The organism is Flavobacteriaceae bacterium HL-DH10 (assembly GCA_031826515.1).
In the GTDB taxonomy this organism is placed as follows: Bacteria; Bacteroidota; Bacteroidia; order Flavobacteriales; family Flavobacteriaceae; genus Thalassobellus; species Thalassobellus suaedae.
Window position 1 is genome coordinate 1,963,560 of sequence record CP134536.1, and the last position, 21,694, is coordinate 1,985,253.

At 32.3% G+C, this 21,694-nt stretch carries 13 protein-coding genes and 1 tRNA gene; 8 read left to right on the top strand and 6 right to left on the bottom strand.

The features are described 5' to 3' along the window. Nucleotides 1–82: 82 nt before the first annotated feature. Both RHP49_08600 and RHP49_08605 read left to right on the top strand, forming a co-directional pair. Nucleotides 83–2,035: a YgiQ family radical SAM protein gene (locus RHP49_08600; GenBank protein ID WNH14297.1), complete on the top strand. Its 1,953-nt coding sequence runs from the start codon at nt 83–85 to the stop codon at nt 2,033–2,035. Between the two features lie 331 nt (nt 2,036–2,366). Continuing rightward, complete coding sequence (locus RHP49_08605; GenBank protein WNH14298.1) at nt 2,367–3,434, top strand: methyltransferase; 1,068 nt, start codon at nt 2,367–2,369, stop codon at nt 3,432–3,434. A 24-nt stretch (nt 3,435–3,458) separates the two neighbouring features. Here RHP49_08605 and RHP49_08610 read toward each other — a convergent pair whose 3' ends face one another. From RHP49_08610 to polA, 3 genes are read right to left on the bottom strand one after another with little or no spacing between them, the layout of a single operon-like run. After that, nucleotides 3,459–6,596: a DUF3427 domain-containing protein gene (locus RHP49_08610; protein WNH14299.1), complete on the bottom strand. Its 3,138-nt coding sequence runs from the start codon at nt 6,594–6,596 to the stop codon at nt 3,459–3,461. Continuing rightward, complete coding sequence (locus tag RHP49_08615; GenBank protein ID WNH14300.1) at nt 6,593–6,979, bottom strand: (deoxy)nucleoside triphosphate pyrophosphohydrolase; 387 nt, start codon at nt 6,977–6,979, stop codon at nt 6,593–6,595. Before RHP49_08615 ends, RHP49_08610 begins: the two co-directional genes overlap by 4 nt. Nucleotides 6,980–6,988: 9 nt before the next feature. After that, nucleotides 6,989–9,838 carry a DNA polymerase I gene (gene polA, locus RHP49_08620; GenBank protein ID WNH14301.1) on the bottom strand — a complete coding sequence of 950 codons (2,850 nt, stop codon included), beginning with the start codon at nt 9,836–9,838 and terminating at the stop codon, nt 6,989–6,991. A gap of 166 nt (nt 9,839–10,004) precedes the next feature. On the opposite strand from polA, the gene RHP49_08625 reads away from it, so the two are divergent. Continuing rightward, on the top strand, nt 10,005–11,240 hold the full coding sequence (locus tag RHP49_08625; GenBank protein WNH14302.1) for a metallophosphoesterase: 1,236 nt from the start codon (nt 10,005–10,007) through the stop codon (nt 11,238–11,240). A 141-nt stretch (nt 11,241–11,381) separates the two neighbouring features. Beyond that, entirely contained in the window at nt 11,382–11,678 is a 297-nt protein-coding gene (locus RHP49_08630; protein WNH14303.1) for a thioredoxin family protein, read from the top strand. Here RHP49_08630 and RHP49_08635 read toward each other — a convergent pair. Both RHP49_08635 and RHP49_08640 read right to left on the bottom strand, forming a co-directional pair. Next, nucleotides 11,675–12,283, bottom strand: coding sequence for a polysaccharide deacetylase family protein (locus RHP49_08635; GenBank protein WNH14304.1), 609 nt, complete (start codon nt 12,281–12,283; stop codon nt 11,675–11,677). The genes RHP49_08630 and RHP49_08635 overlap by 4 nt on opposite strands. A 50-nt stretch (nt 12,284–12,333) precedes the next feature. Beyond that, nucleotides 12,334–15,699 carry a DUF2723 domain-containing protein gene (locus tag RHP49_08640; GenBank protein ID WNH14305.1) on the bottom strand — a complete coding sequence of 1,122 codons (3,366 nt, stop codon included), beginning with the start codon at nt 15,697–15,699 and terminating at the stop codon, nt 12,334–12,336. A 236-nt stretch (nt 15,700–15,935) separates the two neighbouring features. Between RHP49_08640 and RHP49_08645 the strand changes: the two genes are divergently transcribed. After that, nucleotides 15,936–16,008, top strand: a tRNA-Gln gene (locus RHP49_08645). 47 nt (nt 16,009–16,055) lie between these two features. Here RHP49_08645 and RHP49_08650 read toward each other — a convergent pair. Then, a complete protein-coding gene (locus RHP49_08650) occupies nt 16,056–16,880 on the bottom strand; it encodes a universal stress protein (protein WNH14306.1) in 825 nt (274 codons plus the stop codon). A gap of 135 nt (nt 16,881–17,015) precedes the next feature. Here RHP49_08650 and rimP point away from each other — a divergent pair, with 135 nt between their 5' ends. Genes rimP through infB form a run of 3 tightly spaced genes read left to right on the top strand, consistent with a single transcriptional unit; the run spans nt 17,016 to nt 21,584 of the window. After that, on the top strand, nt 17,016–17,477 hold the full coding sequence (gene rimP / locus RHP49_08655) for a ribosome assembly cofactor RimP (GenBank protein WNH14307.1): 462 nt from the start codon (nt 17,016–17,018) through the stop codon (nt 17,475–17,477). A gap of 13 nt (nt 17,478–17,490) precedes the next feature. Continuing rightward, nucleotides 17,491–18,723: a transcription termination factor NusA gene (gene nusA, locus RHP49_08660; protein WNH14308.1), complete on the top strand. Its 1,233-nt coding sequence runs from the start codon at nt 17,491–17,493 to the stop codon at nt 18,721–18,723. Nucleotides 18,724–18,752: 29 nt separating this feature from the next. Then, on the top strand, nt 18,753–21,584 hold the full coding sequence (infB, locus tag RHP49_08665; protein WNH14309.1) for a translation initiation factor IF-2: 2,832 nt from the start codon (nt 18,753–18,755) through the stop codon (nt 21,582–21,584). Nucleotides 21,585–21,694 lie beyond the last annotated feature (110 nt).

A 21,694-nucleotide genomic window follows, 5' to 3' on the forward strand; every position in this document is an offset into this window, starting at 1 on the left:
AAGCGCTATCAAATTTTTTAAAAAATGAGTGATGCCTTATTATACTATGTGAGAAGCAATTTTTGTCTATTTTTGCAAAGTTATGCAAGAATTAAAACTTTCAGATTGGTTACCTACCACAAACAAAGAGGTTAAAATACGCGGTTGGGATGCGCTAGATGTTATTCTATTTAGTGGTGATGCATATGTAGACCATCCGTCGTTTGGACCAGCAGTTATTGGTCGTATTTTAGAAAGTTATGGTTTGCGTGTGGCTATTGTGCCGCAGCCAAATGTAAATGATAATCTTCAGGATTTTGTAAAAATGGGTGCTCCAAAGTTGTTTTTTGGAGTTACAGGTGGTTGTATGGATCCTATGATTAGCAATTATAATGCTAATAAAAAGAAACGTGATAAGGATGCATATACACCCAATGGAGATATTGGTTTCCGCCCCGATTATGCGACTACAGTTTATTCTAAAATTTTAAAGGAAAAATGGCCAGATGTTCCTGTGCTAATTGGTGGTATTGAAGCCTCTTTACGCCGTGTAACGCATTACGATTATTGGAGTGACAAATTACTGCCAACTATTTTAGAAAGTTCTAAAGCTGATATGTTGGTGTATGGTATGGGTGAGCAACCTTTACGAGAGGTGGTGCGTTTGTTACAAAAAGGTGTTCCTTTTTCTAGTATTACTACAATAAAACAAACAGCTGTTTTGCTGGATTCTGATACGAAAATACCAAAGAATAGTAATTGGGAAGATGTTGAAATTGTATCGCACGAAATATGTTTAAAAGATAAAAAGGCCTATGCGTCAAACTTTAAAACCATAGAGCAGGAGAGTAATAAATTGGCTGCACGACGTATTTTTCAGAAGGTTGGTGATAAGACTTTGATGATTAATCCGCCATATCCAACCATGACAGAAGACGAAATTGATGCGTCTTTCGAGTTGCCTTATACGCGATTACCGCACCCTAAATACAATAAGCGCGGACCAATTCCTGCGTATGAAATGATTAAGTTTTCTATTAATATCCATCGTGGGTGTTTTGGAGGTTGTAGTTTCTGTACTATTTCTGCACACCAAGGAAAGTTTATTGCGTCTCGTAGTCAGGAATCTGTTTTAAAAGAGGTTGATATTGTTGCTAATATGCCAGATTTTAAAGGCTATTTATCGGATATTGGAGGGCCAAGTGCCAACATGTATAAAATGAAAGGTAAAATACAATCTATATGCGATAAGTGTGTAGCGCCTTCATGTATTTCGCCTGTTATTTGCAGTAATTTAGATACGTCACATAAACCGTTAACCGAATTATATCAAGCAGTTGATAAGCATCCGAAAATAAAAAAATCGTTTATAGGTTCTGGTATTCGTCATGATATGTTGGTGCCTGAGTTTAATAAAAATGCCGACCCTAAAGAGTTAGATGCTTATACCGAAGAGGTGATGACAAAACATATTTCTGGTCGACTTAAAGTAGCACCAGAACATACCAGCGATCCTGTTTTAAAATTGATGCGGAAGCCATCATTTACTTATTTTCATAAATTTAAGGAACGTTTTGATAAGATTAATATTAAGAAAGGATTGAAACTACAGTTGATTCCTTATTTTATATCAAATCATCCAGCTTGTGAAGTTGAAGATATGGCAAATTTAGCTGCCGAAACTAAAGATATGGGTTTCCAGTTAGAACAAGTACAAGGGTTTACTCCAACTCCAATGACGGTTGCTACCGTTATTTATTATAGTGGTTATCATCCGTATACGCTTAAAAAAGTAAATACGCCTATAACTCGTAAGGAAAAAGATGAGCAGCACCGCTTTTTCTTTTGGTATAAAGACGAAAACAAGGCTTGGATAAAAAACACTCTAAACAAATTAGGACGTCAGGATTTATTGAAAGTGCTTCTACCTGAAAAAACTGAAAAATGGCGTAAAAACACGCCAAGTGGAGATGCAAAGCATACTTTTGATGATGCGATTCCTTTTAATCAACGAAAAAATAAAACCAAATTTAAATCTAAGAAGAAACGTAGGTAAGTTTTAATATTTTCTGGTTGTTATCTAGAATGTGTAATAGTATTTAAATAGTATTGGTTTTTGGTTTAGATATTACTTTCAAATTATTCCTGTAACGTGTTTTAAAGAAGTACCTTTGTGGCATTATTTATCTGTTGATATTAATTATCCTTTTCGCAACACTTTGGCGAAATTTTTAGACTTTTTCCTTAAGTCTTTATTTTAATTAATGAAACCCTAGTGGCCAACTTAATGCCTGATTGCTAGTAAGTAACTATTTAATAGTGATTTTTTAATCTTACGACTTGCTAACGTCATTACTCTGCAATCCGTTTCAATTTAAAACAAAACGATGATTTCAGATATAGGTATAAATAAACCAGAAGCTTTTTTTCCAGAACAGCCCATAGCACAATTTAATCAATCTATAAATGTTACGCGTACTATTAAAGGTTTAGAAGCGGGTAAGCCTATACAAATAACAGAATTTTTCAGTAACGGTTTGCTGTTGCTTAATGAGTTACATAATCATCTAAAAAAAAGTTTGCCTAATAAGACGTTCCAAGAGCAACGTGCATATCGTTCGGCATACCGAAAGATATCAAGTCTTATTTATATAAAAATTGTAGATCATAAATTAACTGTAAAAAAAGCACCTGCTATTGGTTGGTTAGCAAAACTGTATCCAGAAGCAGGTAGTTTTTTATTGCCTTTTTCTAAAGTTCAAGGATTGAATAGCTCTTGGCAATGGTACCAAAACGGTATTTTACTTCCTGTATTACGAAATAAAATCTATCCGTATTACGGTGTTTATTTCCCCACGCGGTTTGATCATTTAATACTTTTTGATAATTGGTTGAAACGTTACGAAGGTGCTAAAAAGTCGGCTATAGATGTGGGTATTGGAAGTGGTGTATTAGCTTTTCAATTGGTAAAGCATGGTTTTCAAAAGGTTTTCGGAACCGATACAAATCCTAATGCTATTATTGGACTTACAGAATCTATGGGCGATACAAAAATGTCTCGGAAAATAGAACTGGATTTCGCCTCTCTTTTTGGTAAATTTGAAAAGCAAACCGAATTGATTGTTTTTAATCCGCCATGGTTGCCCGCAACACAAGATTTAGATAAAAATGACGAAGCTATTTATTATAATGAAACCCTATTTCCAAAGTTTTTTACTGAAGCTAAAAAAAGACTCTTGCCAGAAGGGAAACTCGTTATTATATTCTCGAATTTAGCGCAGATAAGCCATGTTACAAAAGAGCATCCTATTGAGACCGAATTATCCAAAGGTGGACGGTTTAAATTAGATGCCTGTTTAAAAAGAAAAGTGAAAGCTGCTTCAAATAAAACCATGCGAGAGCAAAATTGGCGTTCTGAAGAAGAAGTGGAGCTTTGGGTTTTGGTTAATGGGTAATGTTTTGAAGTTTTAAATTTGCTATTATCCAATTGAGAGTTTTGCAGCATCTTTCCATAAATAATGTGGCATTGGTTCTTCAAGTTTCCAATTAATACTCATTGGTTTAGAGCCATTAAAATCTTTTAATTCACCTTCACCAATAAAAACATAACCTAAACTATTACCAAACTCGTTTTTAGCTTTTTCTCTAACAAATAGTAAAATTTGTTTTTCAGATTCTTTATGTTTAACATATGATAAGCCTTTTCCTAAATCTGGTCTTGCTGAGTTTTGAGTTTGCCAATGAAACAATTTTTCATTTACAGCATAATCATCATACATTGTTGTAGGTGAAAAATTTTCTTCTGATTTTATAAGATTGATAAATAATATTTCAGTATTTAAATCTTTGTTTTCGGCTGTACCTTCTCTGTTAGATGACTTTTTCTCAAAAGAACTAAACTTAAAAGCTGTTAAAATTTGATCTCTTGTGTAGCGACTATGTAATTTTAATGGTTGTTCATAAGGAAGTTGAATAGGCAATTCTTTAAAGTCGATATTTTCGATTAATACTTCAAGAACTTCTTTTATTTCTTCAACTAAAACACTACTTGAACCAATTAATTTTATGCTTTTTTCTAATGAATCAAATCCACCTTCTTTTTGCCAAACATCATAATGTAGCATTAAAAGCATTGTTTTTTCATTCGAATTAAAGTCTGAAATTTTTATAATGAAATTTTGTTTTGCAATTTTTAAAATGAAAGAAAAATAACTTAATGAATTTGTTGAAAGCCATTTATTTGAAATTGCAGAAACAATTTCTTTTTCATTTTCTGAATCGAAATCATTTATTTTACCTGCAAGTTGACAAAGTCTTTTCCAGCTATCCCTTTTGTAAATAGATTGTAACGGAATATTATAAAACTTACTAAAGTTACCTATTGATAAAGGTAGATTAGTATCGTGTTGAAACTGTTGAATTCTATTCATTAGGTTTTTCTTATTCAAAGAAGTTGCAGCTGTTATATTTTTTAGAATAGTTTCTTTCGTCTTTTTCTCTAAAATTATTGAGCACCCTAATGGTAAATGAGGAAAATTATCTTCAATTTCATTAGCAACCGTTGTATTCGTTTTACCAATTAAGGCTCTGAATTTATTTTCAAAATTGTATTCTGGTCTAGAGTTTCCAATAAAGTCTAAAATGGTTAAACAATCTTTATCTTCATAAAGTCTTAAGCCTCTTCCTAATTGTTGTAAAAATATGGTTAGACTTTCTGTAGGTCTTAAAAAAAGTAATGTATCAATTTCAGGTATATCAATTCCTTCATTAAAAATATCAACTACAAATAAATAATTTACTTCTTTTTTCTCTAATTTTTTCCGAATAGAAACTCTGTTTTTACTGTTTTCACTTGTTAAATAATCCGCTTTTAATCCTGCTAAAGTAAATTTTTCTGCCATGTATTTTGCATGTTCCATAGAAACGCAATAACCTAAAGCTCTGACATTATTTATGTCTTTTGTGTATTTGTCTAAAGCATTTATTATTTCTCCAACTCTTCTATCGCTTTCTGTATATACATTTGTTAGTTCACTTGCGATATATCTACCTCGAACCCATTTAACGTTAGATAAATCAATACTATCAGTAATTCCAAAATATTGAAAAGGACAAAGTAATTTTCTGTTCATTGCTTCAGGTAATCTGATTTCTGCAGCAATTTTGTTGTTAAAATCCTCTAAGATGTCTCCGCCATCCATTCTCTCAGGTGTTGCTGTAAGGCCAAGAAGTATTTTTGGTTTAAAATAGTTGATTATTGACCTATAGCTTTTTGCTTTTTGATGGTGGCATTCATCAATAATTATATAATCATAATAATCTGCTGAAATATTTTTTGTTTCAAGTTGGTTATTTACGGTCTGGACAGAAGCAAATACAAATTCAAAATTATCAGGAACCAAACCATCAACCCATAATTCACCTAGATTATTGTTTTTCAGAATACCTTGAAAAGTTGAAAGTGATTTTTGTAGTATCTCTTTTCTATGCGCTAGAAATAGTAATTTTGATGATTTATTATTTTTTCTAAAACGTTTATAATCGAAAGCAGAAATTACTGTTTTTCCAGTTCCTGTTGCTGCTACAACAAGATTTCTAAATCTACTATGTACACTTCTTTCAACTTCTAATTTTTCTAAAACTTCGTTTTGATAAGGAAAAGGTTTGATGTCAAAATGAACAGTTGTGTTTTCATAAGCTTTACTAAACTTACTCTGTTTTAAAGCATTTTGTAGCTTCTCTTTATGTATAGAATTATCAAATAATTCGAAGTCATCACTTTGCCAATATGCATCAAATGTCTTTTGAAATTTGTCAATTATATGACTTACTTCTTTAGTTGTAATTTTTAAATTCCATTCTAAACCATCTGTTAAAGCTGACCTTGAAAAGTTAGATGAACCAATATATGCAGTATGAAAACCTGTATTTCTATAAAACAAATAAGCTTTTGCATGTAACCTTTCGCTACTTGTGTTGTAAGATATTTTAACTTGTGTATTTGATAGTTTTGAAAGTAATTGGATGGCTTTGTAATCTGTTGCTCCAATGTAAGTAGTGGTAATTACTTTGAGTTTCCCACCACGTTCAGTAAAATCTCTTAATTCTTTTTCAAGAATTATTATTCCCTTAAATTTTATAAAAGAGACTAATAAATTTATTTGATTAGAAGAAAGAATCTCTTTTTTTAGCTCACTTTCTAGAGATAAACCTACATTTCCACCAGTAAATAATTCACTTTGTGTTAAAGTACTGTAAGGTGTGATTTCTTTTAAATGTAAATCTAAATTTGAGAAGTGTGCATCAGTTTTTGAAAATACAGCTTTTAAAATTTCACCTTCAATATTTACTAAGTCATCATTGAAATCTTGTTTGCCTATTTCGACCTTTAAAAGTTTTATTATTTTATTGGCAATCAGGATTTGTTGTTCAACTTTATTTTTGCCTAAAATATCAAACGCTTGCTTTAATGTTTTAGATAAATGATTAGATAGAACATTTGAAGCTTCTTCTTTATGAATTAAATTTTTCTTTAGAAAGAATTCATCTTTATCAAGTTCTTTTAATTTTTCTGATACTAGCTGTGTTACTAACTGTTCATATATTCCTTGATTCATAATTCAATAAATTCTTTTAGAATAGGCACATCAGCTTCTGCCCAATCTAAATTAATCAATTCATTCTTATAAGCAAGTAAAAAGCCACAATGTTCTCTTAGTTTTAACTCACCTGAAAGATATTCTACAATAAAAGGAATCAATTTAATTTTGAAATTTGGGTATTGATGAGTAACAGAAGTCAATTTTTCTTTAACTTCAATTTTAATATTTAATTCTTCAAAAATTTCTCTTTTAATACAATCAATTTCAGATTCTCCCGTTTCAATTTTACCTCCTGGAAATTCCCATTTCAGTGGAAGCTTCATAGTTTCGCTTCTTTGAACTGCTAAAATTTTATCATCAAATTGGATGATTGCACAAGTAACATTAATGGTTTTCATTTATAAAAATTAATGCGCCTCCAGCCAATCAGCACCAATACCAACTTCAACATCTAAAGGAACATCCATAATAAATGCATTTTCCATTTCAGTTTTAACTAAGGTTTTAATGGTTTCTAGTTCGGGTTTATAAACATCAAAAACCAATTCATCATGTACTTGTAAAAGCATTTTGGTTTTATAGTTGCCTGTTTCTAGTTTATTATAAATATTAATCATGGCAATTTTAATAATATCGGCAGCACTACCTTGAATAGGAGCGTTAACGGCATTACGTTCTGCTGCACCTCGAACAACGGCATTACGAGAATCGATATCTTTTAAATAACGACGGCGCCCCAAAACGGTTTGTACATAACCGTAATCGCGAGCAAAATCGACTTGCTCATTCATGTAGGCTCGAAGCTTTGGATACGTTTCATAATAAGTATCAATAAGCTCTTTGGCTTCACCACGAGATAAATCGGTTTGATTGCTAAGCCCAAAAGCAGATACCCCATATATAATTCCGAAGTTTACAGTTTTCGCATTGCTACGTTGCTCACGAGTTACGTCTTCTAAAGGCACATTAAATACTTTTGAAGCGGTAGACGCGTGAATATCTTCACCGTTTTTAAAAGCCTCAATCATGGTTTTTTCCTTACTTAAAGCAGCAATAATTCGAAGTTCTATTTGCGAATAATCCGCAGCTAATAAAATGTAGTCGTCATTTCTAGGGATGAATGCCTTTCTCACTTGTCTTCCACGTTCGGTACGAATAGGAATGTTCTGCAAATTCGGATTATTACTACTTAAACGCCCTGTAGCAGCAACAGTTTGCATATAATCGGTATGTACACGTCCTGTAGCTTCTTCAACCTGTGTTGGTAAAGCATCTACATAAGTGCTTTTTAGTTTCGCTAATCCGCGATAGTCTAAAATATTTTGAATAATGTCGTGCTCTTTTGCTAAATAGGATAAAATATCTTCGCCTGTGGCATATTGTCCTGTCTTCGTTTTTTTCGGCTTGTCAACTAATTTTAGTTTTTCAAAAAGAATAATACCCAACTGTTTTGGCGATGCGATATTGAACTCCTCACCAGCGGTTTCATAGATTTTTGCTTCTAAGGTTTTAATGTCGTTATTTAAATCTTCAGAAAGGGAGTTTAAAAAAGCAACATCTAAATTAATCCCTTCAACTTCCATAGCAGCTAATACTCGAAGCAACGGGATTTCAATATCATCAAACAGTTTTTGAGTATTAGCGTCTCCTAATTCTTTTTCAAAATGTTCTTTAAGTTGTAGTGTGATATCGGTATCTTCAACGGCATATTCGGTTTGCTTTTCTAACGGAACATCACGCATGGATAATTGATTCTTGCCTTTTTTGCCAATTAATTCTGTAATAGAAATAGGCGTATAGTTTAAATACGTTTCGGCTAATACATCCATATTATGTCGCATATCTGGATTGATGAGATAATGCGCTAGCATGGTATCGAATAATTTTCCTTTTACTGTAATATTATATTTAGCAAGGACTTTAATATCGTATTTTAAATTCTGACCAATTTTCTGAATGCTGTCACTTTCAAAAAACGGACGCAATTGCTCTATAAGTTCTTGAGCTTCTTCTTTGCTTTCTGGAAAAGGTAAATAAAAACCTTTGCCTGTTTCCCATGAAAAGGCAATACCTACTAGTTCTGCAATTAGCGGATTTAAACCTGTGGTTTCGGTATCAAAACATACCGAGGTTTGATTCATTAAATTTTTAATGAATAGTTTAGTTGCCATACCTGGTGATACACTTTGGTAAAAATGCGACCTAGTTTCTGCTGTTTTTCTGGCGAATTCTGAAACAGTTTCGGTTTTAGTAGCACTAGAAGGGTCTGCTCCAAACAATGAAAACTGTCCAGCACCTGCCGAAGCACTTTCTTTAGGTGTTGCTTTTACTTCTGCTTTTTCTGAAGTTTTTTCAACAGCAACAGGCGGTGTTTCAACTGAAAATGTTTTAGTAAAATTATCTATTAAGCGTCTAAACTCTAATTCTTGAAAAATCTCAATGACTTTCGGGATATCGGGATGATTTAATTCAAAATCTTTAGCATTAAAAGTAACAGGAACATCTAGCATGATAGTGGCTAGTTTTTTAGAAAGCATTCCTAATTCGCCATTAGCTTCAATTTTCTCTTTCATTTTACCCTTAAGTTCATGCGTATTGGCTAAAAGGTTTTCCATGCTTCCATATTGTGCTAAAAACTTTTTGGCTGTTTTTTCGCCAACACCAGGCAGTCCAGGAATATTATCGCTAGAGTCGCCCATCATCCCTAAAAAGTCAATAACTTGTAATGGGTCTGTCACTTCAAATTTTTTCAGAACCTCTGGAATGCCCCAAGTTTCGTAACCGCCACCAAAAACAGGGCGATACATAAAAATATTTTCAGAAACTAATTGTGCAAAATCCTTATCTGGTGTGACCATAAACGTTTGGTAACCCTCTTTTTCGGCTTGTTTTGCCAGTGTACCTATAACATCATCGGCTTCAAAACCAGTTTTAACCATAATAGGAATATGCATGGCTTTTAAAATATCTTGAATAATAGGGACAGCAATTGTTATGGCTTCTGGTGTTTCATCTCTGTTGGCTTTGTAAGCATCAAACATTTCAACCCTATCGGCACTTCCGCCTTTATCGAAACAAACGGCTAAATGGTCTGGGCGCTCTCGTTTTATAACATCTAGGAGCGAATTCATAAACCCCATGATAGCTGAGGTGTCTAATCCTTTTGAATTGATTCTAGGGTTTTTTATAAAGGCATAATAGCCACGAAAAATTAATGCAAAGGCATCAACTAAAAAGACACGTTTATTGTCAGACATTTTGTTTGTTTTGATAGAAAACCAAAACTACAAAAAGTTATGCGTAAATCACTTCTTAAGTTATTTCGATTTATTCACTTTAAAAAATAAAATCTTAACTAATAGTTAAATAAAATACACTTTTTAAATACTCATTTATAATACTATTATCTTTGATAAAAAAAGGATGCTTCGTTGGATAATATTTTTAGTTGTTTATTTGATTTTTGACCTGTATGCGTTTCAGTCGTTTAAAACAGTTTCAAAAAACAATTGGCTACATACATTCTATTGGGTTGTTACGGCATTAATAATTGGTAATTTTGTGTTTCATTATTATGGGTTTAATAGACGAGATGGTTTTTCGCATGCACACGCTTATGCTTTCGGATTTTTTGTAGCACTTTTAGTACCAAAAGCTGTTTTATTGATAGCGATGATTAGTGAAGATGTTTTTAGAATTCCGCTAGCTATTTATCGTTATTTTATAGAAGGAGATAGTACTAAAGGTAATTATTTTGCTTCTAGACGTCAGTTTATTAGTAAAATGGCGTTGGGTATTGCCGCCATACCTTTAGCGTCAATTATTTATGGTATTTACAAAGGGAAATATAATTATAAAGTATTAAAATATACTTTGCATTTTGAAGATTTACCTGAAGCTTTTGATGGCTATAAAGTTACTCAAATTAGCGATATCCATTCAGGAAGTTTTGATAATATGGATAAGGTTAAATATGCCGTAAATTTAATAAATGAACAAGAAAGTGATGTGATATTATTTACTGGTGATATGGTAAATAATAAGGCTGATGAGTTAGTGCCGTATAAAAATGTTTTTAATAAGCTGAAAGCAAAAGATGGGTTGTTTTCTATTTTAGGAAATCATGATTATGGCGATTATGTTACTTGGGAATCAGATGAAGCTAAACATCAAAATTTAGAAGATTTAAAAGAACTTCAAAAGGAAATAGGATTTGATGTTTTGCTAAACGAAAGTCGGTTTTTAGAAAAAAATGGAGAACGTATAGCATTAGTAGGTGTAGAAAATTGGGGCGTAGGTGGCTTTAAACAGGCTGGTGATTTAAAAAAGGCATCTAAGGGTATTGACGAAAATGATTTTAAAATATTGATGAGTCACGACCCGTCACATTGGGAAAAAGAAGTTATTAATGATAATTATAACTATCATTTAACATTAAGTGGGCATACACATGGTATGCAATTTGGAATTGAAATACCTGGGTGGTTTAAGTGGAGTCCTGCAAAATGGCGTTACAAGTATTGGGCAGGTATTTATAAAGAAATGGGACAATATATAAACGTAAATAGAGGTTTTGGTTATTTAGCATTTCCCGGACGTGTTGGGATATGGCCTGAAATTACAGTTATTGAACTTAAAAAGGGTGTTGAATTAGCTTAAATGCGTATAAATATTGTAGATAAAAGTAAATTGTTTATATTTATAAATAGGTATGAATCAAACCATTTATACCGTTGATTTTCAAACCAAATAAAAATTGTAGGTTTGTAAAACAATAAGTTGACTTAAAACTTTTAAGATATGTCAAAATTTGGAGAACTTATCGATGTAGATATCCCTGTTCTGTTAGATTTTTTTACAGAATGGAATGAACAATCTACGGCTATGCATCCAGTATTGCGCGACGTAGCTGCTGCTATGGGTGATAAGGCTAAAGTTATTAAAATTGATGTTGAAAAAAATCAAGAATTAGCTGAAGCTTTACGGGTAAAAGGTTTGCCAACATTAATTGTTTACAAAAATGGCGAAATGAAATGGCGACAAAGTGGTGAACAAGATGCGAACACACTTATTAGTATTATCCAAGAATACATTTAAAATGTAATGGCACTGAAATTGTAGTTTAAATGGCTAAAGTGTTCTAATACTTTAGGTAAAACGTATTGCAAGTTTTTTGAAGCTTTTACACTATCATGAAACACAATAATACTTCCATTTGTTGTTTTTTTAATTACATTATTCAAACAGGTTTCTTTACTCACTTTATCATCCCAGTCAAACGATAATATATCCCACATAATTATTTTATAACCTTTATTTATAAGGCTGTTTCCTTGTTTGGTTGTAATTTTCCCGTAAGGTGGGCGAAACAAATTGATGGTGTTATCAGAATCGTTTTTTTTAGAATGTATTATTTTTTGTGCTTTAGAAATGTTTGCTAAATAATCTTCAGTTTTCGTTTTCCAACCTTTAATATGATTATGTGTATGGTTTCCGATGGAATGACCTTCTTCTAAGATATTTTGAAAAATAATAGGGTGTTTTTCAATATTATTTCCAATGCAAAAAAAAGTAGCTTTTGCATTAAATTTATTTAAGGTGTTTAGTGTCCAGTTTGTAATTTCTGGTGTTGGTCCATCATCAAAAGTAAGGTAGATTGTTTTATTAGCTGAAGCGATGTCCCAAATATAATTTGGGAACATCTTTTTTACAACTAACGGTGTTTTTATAGGAGTTAAGGTCATACCTTAAGCTATTCAGTTTCTAAGCTATTATCTGAATGGATATCGAGGTCTTCTTGTTGTTCATTAGAAGGTTTATCTCCACCGTAAAAAGATTTAAATAATATCAAATAATTATTAAATATGTCTCCTTCGGTTTTAGCAAATTCAGAATCGTATTTAATTAAAACATCAACTAAGCCTTTGTAACGTTGAATATCGGTATATATATCTTCAAATAGCTGCTCTTGTTGGTCTATTTTTAAACTACTGTAATACGTTAGGTTTTCTTGATACTTTTTAGCAACTTCTTTAAATAATTGTTGTGCTTTTTCTTTATTGCCAACTTCATAGTAAGCGCCAATATAAGGCTCTAAAAGGGTATAATAGCCAAAATATTCAACAGGCATATTAGTCATGGCTATATCTGCAATTTCTTCAGCTTTGTCTAGTTTCTTTTCACTAATTAATTTTTCAATTAACCGTGCTAAATTACTTCTATAAGTTATTGAGTTTTTACGAGTTTCTGGATCATGGTAAATATCTGGACTACCACTATTTCCCCAATCCCATGTTTTAACTTTTTCATACATTAAATCGGCATCTACCCGTCCCATTTCAAAAGGATTATTTTTATCTAGCTCGCTTTTAATTGGTACTAATTTGTAGCACATACCGTCTAATTGTAAGTAGTCTTTCATCCAAAGATAATCGTCATCACCAAAACTACCTCCTGTAAAATAAATAGGACGTTTCCACTCATTGTTAGCCACAATATCTAGCATCAATAATCTGTTTTTGTAAAGCGCTCCACCTGTAACATGGATGTCAATATAGGGTACAATTTTATCAGCATCGCTTTCTTTTACAATACCAGATTTTAAAGCATTTTCTTTACTCACAGGAAGTCTTAAAAATTCTGTTGGTAAATAACTCATTTTTAAATCTTGTGGTCTTACTTGAGATAAATCGACACCTTCTTGTTCCAGCACATATTTATATTTTGTTTTAGGATTATCGCTATCAATAAAATTTAAAAACTGTTTAATTTCTAACGTATCTTTAATAACAGGATTAATAACGATATAATCGTTTGTGCCGTATCTATATAAATCGTGGGTAAGTTGAGATGGTACAGGGTCACTTTCATAAGCTTTACGTTTCATCTGATCTATATACCAGTCGGTTTGAAACAAACTGGTGTTAACAACGCGTACATCTGTTCTGTAACCTTCTATTTCTTGAGCATACCAAAGGGCAAACGTGTCATTATCTCCAATGGTAAATAAAATACCGTTTTCGTCACAGGAATCTAAATATTTTTTAGCCATTGATTTGGCGGTGTATTTACCAGATCTATCATGATCGTCCCAATTGTTAGCAGCCATAATAGTAGGCACTAAAATTAAACAAGCTATTGAAATAATAGGAGCTGCCAATTTTTTTGGTAAATAATTTTTAAGGGTGTCGTAAATAGCATAAACACCAAAGCCAATCCATAGCGCAAATACGTAAAAAGATCCAACCACCGAGTAATCACGTTCTCTAGGTTCAAACGGGCGTACATTGGTATAAACTTGTATAGCTATTCCTGTAAAAAGAAAAAATACGAGCATTATCCAAAATAATTTTTTGTCTTTATTGAATAAAAAGAAGAAGCCTAATAAGCCTAAAATAAGTGGTAGTAAATAATAAGTATTTCTTGCTTTGTTATTTTTAACATCGCTTGGTAAATTATCTTGTGAGTAGCCCAAATGCCATTCATCTATTAACTTTATTCCTGTTATCCAGTTTCCATGGTTGTCATACCGCCCTTGAACATCATCTTGTCTTCCAGAGAAATTCCACATAAAATAACGCCAGTACATATAACCTAATTGGTACTCTAGCATGTAAACAATGTTACTAGCTAATGATGGTTTTTCTATTTCTATAGAATTTTTTTCTTTGGTTAAAAATTTATCGTAATCCTCGTAATCTACATAGCCTTGAGCGACTTGATTTTTAAATTCACTTATTTGAGTTTTATATTGAGTTATTCGATTTAAGGCATAAGTATTCGCTTGTTCTTCAGAGGCACCTGCATTTATTGCATTGTTATAAAATGTGTTTTGTAAACCAGGTTTTACCTTAAAATCTAAAAAGCCAGAAAACATCATGTAATTCTCAGCATGTTCACCACTCCACATACGTGGAAGAATAGAAGCTTGTTTTGAGTTGTAGTTTTGTTTCGCTTTTTTATAATCGTTTACAATAACATATTTTCCTTTTTCTAAATCCTTTTCATATTTAGGTTTATCGTCTACATAGGGCGTTTTTTCGTCTAAATACGCATATTTATCTGTAAACTGAGGACCGTAAAACAAATGGGTTTCAGGATACTGTTCTAAATTATAGTAGGCTAATAATTCTCTAGCACTAGATGGGTTATTTTCGTTAATAACCACATTAGCATTGGCGCGAATAGGTAGCATTAACCAAGTAGAAAACCCTATAATAACAAACGTTAAACAAAGAATAGCGGTGTTTAAATGTGTGTATTGTTTTTTTCTAGTGTATTTTAAACCATAGTAGATTATGGCAACTAATAATATACCAGCAATAATAGATCCTGAATTAAAAGGAAGTCCAATAGTGTTGACGAAAAAGATTTCTAAAGCACTAAAAATTTTAAGAATGTTTGGTGCTAATAATTTAAAAACAAATAGTAGAACACCTACCGAAACGACATTAGCAATAATGAAGTTTTTAATAGTAATATCCTTATAGTTCTTAAAATAGTATATAAGTCCAATAGCAGGAATAGTTAGTAATCCCATAAAGTGTACTCCAAAAGAAAGTCCAATTACAAAAGCAATTAAAATTAGCCAGCGGTTTCCACGTGGTTTATCCATGTCTTGTTCCCAACGTAATCCTAACCAAAATAAAATTGCCATAATTAAAGTAGCCATGGCGTAAACTTCAGTTTCAACAGCATTAAACCAAAATGAGTCGGTAAAAGCAAAGGCCAAACTACCAACTAAGCCGCTTCCTAAAATGGCGATAGCTTGGTTTTTATTAATAGTATCATTATCTCCAATAAGTTTTTTAAGCAATAAAGTAATAGTCCAAAACATAAACAGGATAGTAAAAGCACTAGAAACAGCACTCATCATATTCATCATCCATCCAATTTGCGAAGGTTCTAAAGCAAAAATAGAGAAAAAAGCACCCATCATTTGAAATAAAGGAGCTCCTGGAGGGTGTCCAACTTGTAATTTTGATGATGTTAAAATGTATTCTCCTGCATCCCAAAAACTAACGGTAGGTTCTACTGTTAAGCTGTATGTAATAAGTGCTATTAAAAAAGAGAACCATCCTGTAATGGTATTCCATTTTTTAAAATTAAAATCTATCATAAAGGATTATGTTTATTTGCTTTGGCGAATTTAATAATAAATATGAAATGAGGCATAACTATTTAGTTTGTGTTAACATTCCAAGTTTGATTTAGTGAAATTAACCAAAAAAGAAGCTGTAATTTATAGGATGAAAACAAGTGCTATTAAAAAAACTGTATTTATTTATTATTATTTTTTAAAAAATGCTTGCGCAAAGAAAAATTTCTTCTAAATTTGCACCCTCAATTACACATTGGCCCATGGTGTAACTGGCAACACGTTGGTTTTTGGTACCAAAGAGTCTAGGTTCGAGCCCTAGTGGGCCAACAGTTTAATCCTAATTTCGATAGAAGTTAGGATTTTTCTTTTTTAGATTAAATCTTAAAAGTAATTATAGGTCTTTTAGCATGATTTACTAAATCTTCGCTTATACTTCCATTAAAAAAATGAGAAATACCTTGTCGTCCATGAGTACTCATACCTATTAAGTCGGCCTTTATAGATTCAGAAAAATTCATAATACCTGTTTCAATGCTTAAGTCATTATATATGTTTATGGAGTATTTAGTGAAATCAAAACTTGTCGCAAATTTTTCCATTCTATTTTTAGCTTTGGATGAGGTTATAAACTTATTTGGTGTGTTTACCATAAGTAAATGCAGTTTAGCTTTTAAGATTTCAGCAAATTGAATAGCAACTTTGTATGATGTTTTGTTTTCGTCTTTAAAATCGGAAGCGAAAACAAAATCTTTGATTTTGAAGTTCTCATGTTCTTTTTTAATAACTAAAACAGGGGTGGTTGAGGTGCGTACTACTTTTTCAGTATTACTGCCAATAAGTATTTCTTTAAAGTTACTTACGCCGTTAGATCCCATAATAATTAAATCAATATTTTGCTTTTCGCAAACATGAAAAACACCTTTAAATATTTCGTGAAATTCAACATGGTCACGTATAGTTAGGCCTTTTAAGTAGTCTTTATCTTTAAATTCTTCAAATTGTTTATGAGCTAATTTCATAAAATAAATAGCTTCCGGTAAGTCGTTGTATGAGCTTATTGCATCAACTTTATGAAGCGGAATTTCTAGTACATGAAGCAAATGTATTTCACAATTATGTTTTTTAGCTAATTGAGCAGCTACTTTTAATGCATTTTCTGCTTGAGTGGAAAAGTCGGTAGGTACAAGTATTTTTTTCATAGTTTAGATGTTTGAGTTCCTATAAATTTATAAATTAATACTTTATAAATCAATTAAAATATTATATATTTGCACCGTTGAAAGGCGAATTAAGAAAATGAGGGGACGGAAAGTCCCCTCTTTTTATACTAAAAAATGTTTAAAAATACCGTTAAAAAATTACTTGAAACTGCTCTAATTGAGCGTTCAGATTTATTTCTAATAGATTTCTCTATTCAAGGCGATAACCAGATAAAAGTTATTATTGATGGCGATAATGGTGTTTTGGTTGAAGATTGTATGTTTGTTAGTAGAGCAATAGAGCATAATTTAGACAGGGAAGAGCAAGATTTTTCTCTAGAAGTTATGTCGGCAGGAGCAACTGCTCCTTTGGTTAATACTAGACAGTATAAAAAACATTTAAATAGAGTGCTTAATGTTAAAACAACTTCAGAACAAATTGAAGGAACTCTTACAGAAGCAACCGATAATAATATTATTTTAGAATGGAAAGTTAGAGAGCCTAAGCCTATAGGTAAAGGTAAGGTAACTGTAAAGAAACAAGCGAATATCGCTTACGAAAATATTGTAGAAGCAAAAGTTATGATTAAATTTTAATTCAATAAGAGTTATGGAGAATATCGCGTTAATTGAATCTTTTTCAGAATTCAAAGACGATAAGCTAATTGACAGAGTAACGTTAATGGCCATTTTAGAAGATGTATTTAGAAGCGCCTTAAAAAAGAAATTTGGCGATGATGATAATTTTGATATTATTGTAAATCCTGATAAAGGTGATTTAGAAATATGGAGAAATAGAGTTGTTGTAGCTGATGGTGAGGTAGAAGAGCCAAATCAAGAAATTACTTTAACTGAGGCTCGTAAAATTGAACCTGATTTTGAAGTTGGTGAAGATGTATCTGAAGAAGTTAAGCTTATAGATCTTGGAAGACGTGCAATTTTAGCATTACGTCAAAATTTAATATCTAAGATTCATGAGCATGATAATACCATAATTTATAAGCAGTTTAAAGATTTAATTGGAGAGATTTATACAGCAGAAGTTCATCATATTCGTCATAGAGCAGTTATTTTATTAGATGACGAAGGCAATGAGATTGTGTTACCAAAAGATAGACAAATTCCATCTGATTTCTTTAGAAAAGGAGATAATGTAAGAGGTGTTATTGATAGTGTAGAGCTAAAAGGAGCAAAACCTACTATTATGATGTCTAGAAGCTCTCCTGCTTTTTTAGAAAAATTATTTGAACAAGAAATACCTGAGGTTTTCGATGGTTTAATTACTATAAAAAATGTAGTTAGAATACCTGGTGAAAAAGCTAAAGTAGCGGTAGATTCTTATGATGATAGAATAGACCCTGTTGGAGCTTGTGTAGGTATGAAAGGATCTAGAATTCACGGTATTGTACGTGAATTAGGTAACGAGAATATTGATGTAATTAATTATACTAATAATTTACAATTATATATTACACGTGCTTTAAGTCCTGCAAGAGTGACTTCAATAAAAATTAATGAAGAAACAAAACGCGCAGAGGTTATTTTAAAACCAGAAGAGGTAAGTAAGGCTATTGGTCGAGGCGGTCATAATATTCGTTTGGCGGGTCAACTTACTGGTTATGAAATAGATGTATTTAGAGAAGGTGCAGAGGAAGATGTTGAGTTAAGAGAGTTCTCTGATGAAATTGAAGGATGGATTATTGACGAGTTTAGTAAAGCTGGATTAGATACTGCTAAAAGTATTTTAGAGCAAGAAGTTAATGATTTAGTAAAAAGAACAGATTTAGAAGAAGAAACAATTAAAGACGTTATAAGAATTCTTAGGGAAGAATTTGAAGAATAACATATATTTGAGTATTTTAAAGGCGATTTATGGCTGAAACAATTAGATTAAATAAAGTATTACGTGAGCTTAATATCTCTTTAGATCGTGCAGTAGAATTTTTAGATTCTAAAGGCATTGATATTGAGAAGCGACCTACTACGAAAATTTCTGAAGAAACATATACAGTTCTTTCAGATGAATTTCAAACAGATGCAAACAAAAAAGTAGCATCTAAAGAAGTTGGTGTTGCTAAGTTAAAAGAGAAAGAAGTATTGCGTGAACAGCGCGAGCGTGAACTTGAAGAAAAACAAAAAGCATCAGCCAGAAGAGAAGAAGTTGTAAAAGCCTCTAAAGTAATTTCTGGTCCTAAGCAAGTTGGAAAAATTGATTTAAATCCAAAAGCTAAAAAAGCTGAAGTTAAACCAGCTGAGGTTAAGGATGAAGTTAAAAAAGAAGATATTGTTAAACCTGAAGTTGTTGAAACAGTAAAAGAGGTTCCTGAAGTTGTTAAGGAAGATGTTGTTCAAGAAGAGGTTAAGCAAACTGTTAAAGCAGAGGATTCTAAACCAGTTGCTGAAGAAAAACCAGTTGCAGAAGAAAAACCTGTAGTTGAAGAAAAAGCACCTTCTAAAGAAGCTCCAATCATAATTGATGACGAGATTGTTATTCCAGATGAAAAAGTTAAAACTCAATATCAAAAACTTACTGGTCCAAAAATAGCAGGTGATAAAATTGATTTATCTCAATTTAATAAACCAAAGAAGAAGCCAGTAGATAAAAAGCCTGAATCTAAAGCAGGTGAAGCAGGAGCTGCTAACAAGAAAAAACGTCGTCGTATAAGTAAAGTTGGTGGAAATCAACCAGGTAAACCTGGAGGTCAAAATAGACCAGGCGGAGTTAACAGACCTGGCGGAAATGACCGTTTTAAAGGTAAACCAGGACAAGGAAGACGTAATATCGTTAAGGAAGAACCTTCTGAAGAAGATGTTAAGAAGCAAGTAAGAGAAACTCTTGAAAAACTTCAAGGTAAATCTAGCAAGGGTAAAGGCGCAAAATATAGAAGAGATAAAAGAGACCAGCATAGAGAGCAATCTGAAATCGATCAGCAAATTGAAGCTGCAGAAAGTAAGATCATTAAAGTAACAGAGTTTGTTACTGCAAGTGAAATGGCAACTATGATGGATGTAGGGGTTACTCAAATTATTTCTGCATGTATGTCTTTGGGTATGATGGTAACTATGAATCAGCGTTTAGATGCTGAAACATTATCTATTGTAGCAGATGAGTTTGGTTATAAAGTAGAATTTGTAACTGCCGATATTGAAGAGTCTATAGAAGAAATTGAAGATAAACCAGAAGATTTAAAATCACGTGCTCCAATTGTAACAGTAATGGGACACGTAGATCATGGTAAAACATCACTTCTAGATTATATTCGTCAAGAAAATGTAATTGCTGGAGAATCTGGTGGAATTACACAGCACATTGGTGCTTATGGTGTAGAGTTGGAGAATGGACAAAAAATAGCGTTTTTAGATACACCAGGTCACGAAGCCTTTACAGCGATGCGTGCTCGTGGTGCTCAAGTTACAGATATTGCTATTGTTGTAGCTGCTGCCGATGATGATATTATGCCACAAACTAAAGAGGCTATTTCGCATGCACAAGCTGCTGGAGTTCCTATTGTTTTTGCAATTAATAAAATTGACAAACCAGATGCTAACCCTGAGAAAATTAAAGAAGGCTTAGCACAAATGAACCTGTTGGTTGAAGATTGGGGAGGGAAAATTCAATCTCATGATATTTCGGCAAAAATGGGAACTGGTGTTAAAGAATTACTAGAAAAAGTATTGCTAGAAGCAGAATTATTAGAGCTAAAAGCAAACCCAAATAAACCAGCAGTAGGAACCGTAGTTGAAGCTTTCTTAGATAAAGGACGTGGTTACGTATCTACAATTTTGGTACAAGCAGGAACTTTAAAAGTTGGTGATTATGTACTTGCAGGAAAAAATAGTGGTAAGGTAAAAGCGATGCATGATGAGCGTGGAAACGATGTTGTTTCTGCAGGACCATCTACACCAGTATCTATTCTTGGTTTAGACGGTGCCCCACAAGCGGGTGATAAATTCAATGTATTTGAAGATGAGCGTGAAGCTAAACAAATTGCATCAAAACGTGCACAATTACAACGTGAGCAATCTGTTAGAACGCAACGTCATATAACACTTGATGAAATTGGTCGTCGTATTGCACTTGGAGACTTCCAAGAGTTAAATATCATCCTTAAAGGTGATGTTGATGGTTCGGTTGAAGCTTTAACCGATTCATTCCAAAAACTATCAACTGAAGAAATTCAAGTTAATATACTTCATAAAGGTGTTGGCGCAATTACTGAAAGTGATGTTTTATTAGCATCTGCATCTGATGCAATTATCGTAGGATTTAATGTGCGTCCGGTTGGAAATGCAAGAATGATTGCTGATAAAGAAGAAATTGATATTAGAACATATTCTATTATTTACGATGCTATCAACGATCTTAAAGATGCGATGGAAGGTATGTTATCTCCAGAGCTTAAAGAAGAGATTTTAGGTACTGCTGAAATTAGAGAAATATTTAAAGTAACTAAAATAGGTAGTATTGCAGGTTGTATGGTTACCAATGGTAAAATACTTAGAAACGCTGGAATTCGATTAATTAGAGATGGTGTTGTTGTATATACAGGTGAATTAGCTTCGTTAAAACGATTTAAAGATGATGCTAAGGAAGTAACAAAAGGTTACGATTGTGGTATGCAAATTAAAAACTACAACGATATTAAAGAAGGCGATATTATTGAAGCTTTCCATGAAGTTGAGGTTAAAAAGAAACTTAAATAATCTATTAGTTAGATCTATATATAAGTAAAAAAGTAAAAGCGACCAATTTGGTCGCTTTTTTTATGGAGCTATTTTTTTATTACTTAAAGTATTATTAATTCTACAATTAG

Excerpts from the sequence above, each read along its gene's own strand:
- RHP49_08600 (WNH14297.1), top strand. The coding sequence starts at position 83 with ATGCAAGAATTAAAACTTTCAGATTGGTTACCTACCACAAACAAAGAG.
- RHP49_08605 (WNH14298.1), top strand. The coding sequence starts at position 2,367 with ATGATTTCAGATATAGGTATAAATAAACCAGAAGCTTTTTTTCCAGAA.
- RHP49_08610 (WNH14299.1), bottom strand. The coding sequence starts at position 6,596 with ATGAATCAAGGAATATATGAACAGTTAGTAACACAGCTAGTATCAGAA.
- RHP49_08615 (WNH14300.1), bottom strand. The coding sequence starts at position 6,979 with ATGAAAACCATTAATGTTACTTGTGCAATCATCCAATTTGATGATAAA.
- polA (WNH14301.1), bottom strand. The coding sequence starts at position 9,838 with ATGTCTGACAATAAACGTGTCTTTTTAGTTGATGCCTTTGCATTAATT.
- RHP49_08625 (WNH14302.1), top strand. The coding sequence starts at position 10,005 with ATGCTTCGTTGGATAATATTTTTAGTTGTTTATTTGATTTTTGACCTG.
- RHP49_08630 (WNH14303.1), top strand. The coding sequence starts at position 11,382 with ATGTCAAAATTTGGAGAACTTATCGATGTAGATATCCCTGTTCTGTTA.
- RHP49_08635 (WNH14304.1), bottom strand. The coding sequence starts at position 12,283 with ATGTTCCCAAATTATATTTGGGACATCGCTTCAGCTAATAAAACAATC.
- RHP49_08640 (WNH14305.1), bottom strand. The coding sequence starts at position 15,699 with ATGATAGATTTTAATTTTAAAAAATGGAATACCATTACAGGATGGTTC.
- RHP49_08650 (WNH14306.1), bottom strand. The coding sequence starts at position 16,880 with ATGAAAAAAATACTTGTACCTACCGACTTTTCCACTCAAGCAGAAAAT.
- rimP (WNH14307.1), top strand. The coding sequence starts at position 17,016 with ATGTTTAAAAATACCGTTAAAAAATTACTTGAAACTGCTCTAATTGAG.
- nusA (WNH14308.1), top strand. The coding sequence starts at position 17,491 with ATGGAGAATATCGCGTTAATTGAATCTTTTTCAGAATTCAAAGACGAT.
- infB (WNH14309.1), top strand. The coding sequence starts at position 18,753 with ATGGCTGAAACAATTAGATTAAATAAAGTATTACGTGAGCTTAATATC.